General features: G+C 60.9%; 6 protein-coding genes and 1 pseudogene. 6 read left to right on the top strand and 1 reads right to left on the bottom strand.

From position 1 onward, the window contains the following. The 5 genes from RCH12_RS18320 to RCH12_RS18300 form a co-directional block, all read left to right on the top strand. Positions 1 to 1,270: peptidoglycan-binding domain-containing protein (locus RCH12_RS18320; RefSeq protein WP_327017857.1), on the top strand; the 1,270-nt coding region annotated here is incomplete at its 5' end. A gap of 3 nt (positions 1,271 to 1,273) precedes the next feature. Beyond that, a complete protein-coding gene (locus tag RCH12_RS18315; RefSeq protein WP_327017856.1) occupies positions 1,274 to 1,918 on the top strand; it encodes an ABC transporter ATP-binding protein in 645 nt (214 codons plus the stop codon). Next, on the top strand, positions 1,915 to 3,075 hold the full coding sequence (locus RCH12_RS18310) for an ABC transporter permease (RefSeq protein WP_327017855.1): 1,161 nt from the start codon (positions 1,915 to 1,917) through the stop codon (positions 3,073 to 3,075). The genes RCH12_RS18315 and RCH12_RS18310 overlap by 4 nt, the downstream gene beginning before the upstream one ends. Before the next feature lie 206 nt (positions 3,076 to 3,281). After that, entirely contained in the window at positions 3,282 to 3,569 is a 288-nt protein-coding gene (locus RCH12_RS18305; RefSeq protein WP_327017854.1) for a hypothetical protein, read from the top strand. 100 nt (positions 3,570 to 3,669) lie between these two features. Further along, positions 3,670 to 4,293: a hypothetical protein gene (locus RCH12_RS18300; protein ID WP_327017853.1), complete on the top strand. Its 624-nt coding sequence runs from the start codon at positions 3,670 to 3,672 to the stop codon at positions 4,291 to 4,293. A gap of 242 nt (positions 4,294 to 4,535) precedes the next feature. Here RCH12_RS18300 and RCH12_RS18295 read toward each other — a convergent pair whose 3' ends face one another. Further along, positions 4,536 to 4,712: a hypothetical protein gene (locus tag RCH12_RS18295; RefSeq protein ID WP_327017852.1), complete on the bottom strand. Its 177-nt coding sequence runs from the start codon at positions 4,710 to 4,712 to the stop codon at positions 4,536 to 4,538. Between the two features lie 590 nt (positions 4,713 to 5,302). Here RCH12_RS18295 and RCH12_RS18290 point away from each other — a divergent pair. Continuing rightward, a pseudogene (locus tag RCH12_RS18290) lies at positions 5,303 to 5,478 on the top strand (transposase); the annotation flags it as partial.

Below are 5,478 nucleotides of genomic sequence, written 5' to 3'. Positions count from 1 at the left end.
CGGTGGCTCCCAGACACACCGCCACTGGCTCTCTTCCGCACGATCGCTGGCTCTGAACGGCACGATCGGGTGGCTCTCAAAGCCTCAAATACTCAGACAAACACCGAAGGGTGTTACTTTTGCTGGGTTTGACCTGCGATTCTGGCGTAGGGTCATGGCATTAGGGGTTGTAAGGAAACGGGGAATTGTGTCCAATATCAGTCGAGCACATCGGAGACGACGATGGCCCGTTTGGGCAGCGATAGCCCTGGCAATTCTTGCTGCAGGCGGCGGTATCGGCTGGGCCGCAGCAGTCGTCTTTTCCCCCGCTGAAGACGTACTGGACTCCACGGCATTCACCTATGTTGCCGTCGTTGATGGCGAAGTTGGATCCAGCATCGGTCTCAATACGACTGCCGAATGGACCCCGGTCCCAGTCGGCTCGAATCTGGCGTCCGGCGTTGTAACTTCTGTCGATATGGCAGCGGGCGAGGAGGTGAGTGCAGGAGCTGTGTTGTACTCAGTAAATCTGCGTCCAGTGACCATCGCGGCAGGAGCCATCCCAGCATTTCGGGCGCTCGATGAAAGGTCCGAAGGAGCTGACGTAGCGCAGCTTCAGAGTATGCTGACCGCGCTCAGCTTCTATGACGGTGCGGTAGACGGCGAGTTCGGTACCGGTACCAGGTCGGCGGTGAAGCTATGGCAAGAGAGCCTGGGTGTTGAGGAAGACGGAGTTGTCCAAGCGGGCGACATAATATTCGTGCCTGCCCTCCCCACCAGAATTGCGCTTGACTCCGACAAGGTTGTTCGGGGCGGGGTCCTCGGCGGCGGCGAGGCCGTGGTTCACGGATTGCCTCAGTCCCCGGCGTTCACTGTTGCGGTCACGGACGCCCAATCCGCACTAATGCCCACGGGTACTCGAGTCGAGATCACGGGCCCCGAGGGCGATCCATGGGTCGGTTTCGTCGTTGATCAATCGGCAAACGATCAGGACGGCATCACGATAGAGCTCGCTGGCACCGACAATGCCCTCATCTGCGCCGACAGGTGCGACACAATTCCCGTCACCGGCCAAGTTCTCCTTTCATCCCGAATAGTCACCGTGGAGCCGGTCACGGGCCTGACAGTGCCAAGTGCTGCGCTCCTCACGAAAGCTGATGGCACAATCGCCGTGATCGACGAGAACTACATCGAGCATGCGGTAACCATCATCACCAGCGCGCGGGGAATGAGCGTCATAGAGGGCGTCCAATCAGACCTGATGGTGCGCGTGCCCGTGAACGGGGGCTAGGTAGTGCGACCACCAATTATTCAGGCACGCGGGCTCACCTTCGCCTACAACCGCTCACATCTGGTTCTTGATGCGTGGGACGAATCCTTCGCTGCTGGCGAGGTCGTCGCAGTGACAGGCCCCTCAGGCCGGGGGAAGTCGACTCTGCTTTACCTGCTAGGGCTGATGCTGAAACCAGGCAGCGGGCAGATCCTGATCGATAACACCGATGTCGCCAGCTTCGGGGACGCGAGACGAGCCCAGCTGCGCGCTGGCCTCTTCGGCTTCGTTTTCCAGGACGCCGCGCTCGACTCCACGCGCACAGTGCTGGACAACGTCGTCGAAACGGCTCTCTATCGCGGCGAGCCGCGCAAGCCCGCTATTCGTCGCGCCCGCGAGCTAATGTCCCAGTTCGGCGTTGAACTTCAATCCACAGTTAAGCCCGGTCAAGTATCCGGTGGGCAAGCACAGCGCATCGCGCTGTGTCGTGCCCTCCTCAACAACCCGCGCATCCTGTTGGCCGACGAACCCACGGGAAATCTCGACCCGGCCTCGGCCGAGGTCGTCGTGAGGGCCTTCCACGCCCAAGCACATTCCGGGGCGGCGGTGATCGTGGTTACCCATGACCCCGCTCTCGTGTCCCAATGCGACCGTCGAGTAGAACTATGAAGAACCTCTCCTCCGGAGAAACCAGCCCTCGGCCGAAGCCACACCGGGCGGGTTTTACGCGGCCTCTCGCTGTCATCCGTGAAGCGCTGGCCACTGCGAAGTCACAGCCCGTGGCGTCCATCGTGTCGATTGTTATCGTGGCCGGAATGTGCGCCACCGTACTTCTAACCACAGGTCGCACCGTCGGCGCTCAACAGGCCGTACTCGGATCGATCGATTCCGCCGGTACACGCTCGATCATCGTTCGCGCCGACGCTGACGCGGGGCTCAACACCGGAGTAATGGAACGAATGGCCAACATCGAAGGGGTCGAATGGGCTGGCGCCTTTGGGGCGGCCCACGATGTGACCAACTCTGCCGTGTCCGATGGATCAAAAGTCGCCGCCCGGACCGTCTGGGGCGACCACCTCGACCTCCTCGGCATCCCGCGCCGCCAACCCGTCACAGATGGGACTGCATGGGCCTCCGCAGCCGCGCTCGAACAACTCGGAATGCCGGACAGGATAGGCGGGATCTCATCCGATACTGGCGCAGACTACGCTGTCGCCGGCGAGATTCCCGTCCCTGACTATCTAGGGTTTCTGGAACCACTCGTGATAGTCCCCCAAATCTCGAATACCACGGACCCTTCAGCAGTCAGCGTGCTCGTCATCATCGCTGCCCGGCCCGATCTCGTGTCTCCTGTCGCACAGGCCGTTCAATCCGTGCTCGCCGTCGATAACCCGACCGGCGTGACAGTAACGACCAGCGAGGACCTAGCCACGCTCCGAGCACTAATTCAAAGTCAGCTGGGGTCCTTCGGGAGCAACCTCGTCGTGATCATCTTCGCGCTCACCGCGTTGCTGGTCGCCGCGATACTCTACGGCCTGGTCATGTTGCGTCGCCGCGACTTTGGGCGCCGACGTGCGCTGGGCGCTTCTCAGGGGCTGATCATCAGCCTGCTCCTCACACAAATGGCCGTGCTCAGCCTCATAGGTGCCGTTCTTGGTAGCGGCGCTGCCGCCATCGGACTCGGCGTCACCGGTGATCCGCTCCCCGGCGCCGCATTCTTTGCCGCGGTCGGCGTTCTCGCAACCGCTGTCGGGACATCTGCCGCGCTCCTACCCGCTCTCGCTGCCGCAAGGCGCGATCCGCTGAAGGAACTTCGTGTGCCCTGAGGAAAAGTCACACACAGAACTGCTTGGGGTATTGAATTTGACTCATGATCTGCGATTTTGTTGACACAATAACACTGCGGCGCAACACTTAGCTTGAGTAACCAACCGGGGGGTTAGTTTTGGTTTCACTCTTGACGGGGGCAACCTGCGTGCAACTCAAGACCGACATCAAATCTCGTTCCCCTAATTCAATAGGGAGAAACAGAATGAAGATCATCACCAAACTCGCAGCGATCGGCAGCATCGCGATCGTCGCCGCGCTGGGCGTAACGATGCCGGCGTCGGCCGCTCCTGTGGGCAGCTGCTCGAGTGGTCCCTCGTGGGACAACTCGATCCCGGCAGGAGTCGCGTCCTGCAACGGAAGCTACTGGCGCGTGAACGTGTCATGCGTCAACAACTCCACAAACTACGGCGCCTGGGGCGGAGCTCGCACTGCTGTAACTGTGCACAACGGCTGCAAGAACAACTGGTTCACCTCGGTTGTAACCCAGTAGGCAGCTCGATCCATGCGCTCCAACTGAATGATCAACCTCAATAGCCTCAGGGGCGGGCCCTCTCGCCCCTGAGGTGAACCCGTCCGAAAGGCTTGTTCCGATGCCCAACAAAGTTACGCCGATCCTTGGGGCGGCTCTCCTGGTGATGATCCTGGCTGGTTGCCAAGCCCAGGCTGCGGCACCGAGTGCGATCGATCCCTCGGCTTACACGCCGGAGGAGTACCAAGACTTTTCCTGGCGGTCGATCATGGGCAGCCACCCTGACGCGGTGCGACCCGACGTCGATGTCGTGCGTGTCATCGGAAACGAAGACTTCCCAACGATCTACACCGATTGCATGCTGGAAGAAGGCTTCACCGTCAAGGTCAACGCGGATACCTCGTTTGAGGCCACCGTCCCGCCCGAGCAACAGGAAGCCTTCGACATGGCGATGTACGTCTGTGAAGCGAAATATCCTCGGCCCGCCATCCTGACGCGAACAGATGACGAAGACGCTGGGCGGCTCTTGTACGCTTACTACCGCGATGATCTGCTGTCTTGTCTGGCCGACCTCGGATTAACTTCGGACCCACTGCCCAGCGAGCAAACGTTCCTCCAAACCCTTAACTCTGCGGAGCGGTACGACCCGTACTCATCGCTGATCACTAACGGAGGCGTGACAATCGAAACGTGGGACAAGGCGACAGCTCAATGCCCTCAGCGACCAGACTCGTTAACTAACTAGCGTGACCGGCCCAGCATCGCTCTGAACCTGGCGCCGAAGCTGCCTTCTGGCTCGATTTGCAGAAACAATCGGAGCCTCCAAAGCTCGCACTTCCCTATGGGTGGTGCGCCAGTGACCTCGGCCTAGCGTTCGCCCGCGACGTCCTCGGCGCGGCCATTCTCCGGCCGATGGCTCTCGTCCTGGCGCGTGTCGCCGGCTTAGCGCGCATTGACGTTCAGGCCGGCACGGCACAGCTGCTCGCGCTACTGCTCGGTCTTGCTGGCGAACTGGGCGCGGAAGGCCTCAGCAGTCATCTGCTGCGTCTTGGCCGGGTTGCTCGCATGGGCGCGCCGCGTGGCCGCGGCCGCTGCTGCAGCGGCGCGCTGCCGGTCGTCCTCGGTGGCGGCGGGACGTGAGCTGAGGACCTGCAACCTATGCATACCCGTGGCTCTCTCGGCTAGGTCGGCACCAACGGTACGCTGCCGGTAGTCTGCCGGCACTGCGGCGGTTTCCTTGGGGTCGATGGGCGTGATCCTGGATTCAGGAAACTTCGCCTAGGATGCGAAATGTCGAGTCTCATCTTCGCGTCGGCCAGCGAGGTCTCTAATACACTCCGCCCTTACCACCAAGCGCTCGAATCCGGCCGTCGAGCACCAGCGAGACCCACACAAGGGCAACGATGGCTACCCCGTTTACAATTGCCGGGATCGGAAACGTGATTGTGAACAGGAATAATATCGATAGCCCGCCAGCCGAATATTGGACACGTCGTTGTACTCGTTCCAAGAATCGAAGCCTAACTTCGGATTCCAGTTCACCCTTTTCGCCACTCAAGTCATCACATCCCGAATCTACTGGAGAAATCGCCGCCAGGCGGTACCTAGCGGCTTTGTCAACACCGATACTCCCCGCAGGACTGCGGAGGAAACTGACTTCGTAGCCGACTTTGTTAAGGCGCTTCGATACGTAGCAGTGCCGCCGCGAATCGCACCCCCCGCGACGTAGCCGATCGCTTCACCAGGCGTTGTTCACGATGCTCCACGACGCACGCGCCGACATCCTCGCGTTCTGCGGATTCCCGCCCAAACACTGGCGACAGGTGTGGTCGACAAACCCCATCGAACGCCTAAATAAGGAAATCAAGCGTCGGACCGATGTCGTCGGCGTGTTCCCTAACCCCGCGGCCCTGCTCCGCCTCGCAGGAGC

The organism is Cryobacterium sp. MP_3.1, assembly GCF_035984795.1.
Lineage (GTDB): Bacteria > Actinomycetota > Actinomycetes > Actinomycetales > Microbacteriaceae > Cryobacterium > Cryobacterium zongtaii.
This window is presented reverse-complemented; position numbering and strand designations above follow the sequence as displayed.

What these genes read in the sequence shown, in the direction of transcription:
- RCH12_RS18310 (WP_327017855.1), top strand. Translation starts at nt 1,915, where the DNA reads ATGAAGAACCTCTCCTCCGGAGAAACCAGCCCTCGGCCGAAGCCACAC.
- RCH12_RS18305 (WP_327017854.1), top strand. Translation starts at nt 3,282, where the DNA reads ATGAAGATCATCACCAAACTCGCAGCGATCGGCAGCATCGCGATCGTC.
- RCH12_RS18300 (WP_327017853.1), top strand. Translation starts at nt 3,670, where the DNA reads ATGCCCAACAAAGTTACGCCGATCCTTGGGGCGGCTCTCCTGGTGATG.
- RCH12_RS18295 (WP_327017852.1), bottom strand. Translation starts at nt 4,712, where the DNA reads ATGCATAGGTTGCAGGTCCTCAGCTCACGTCCCGCCGCCACCGAGGAC.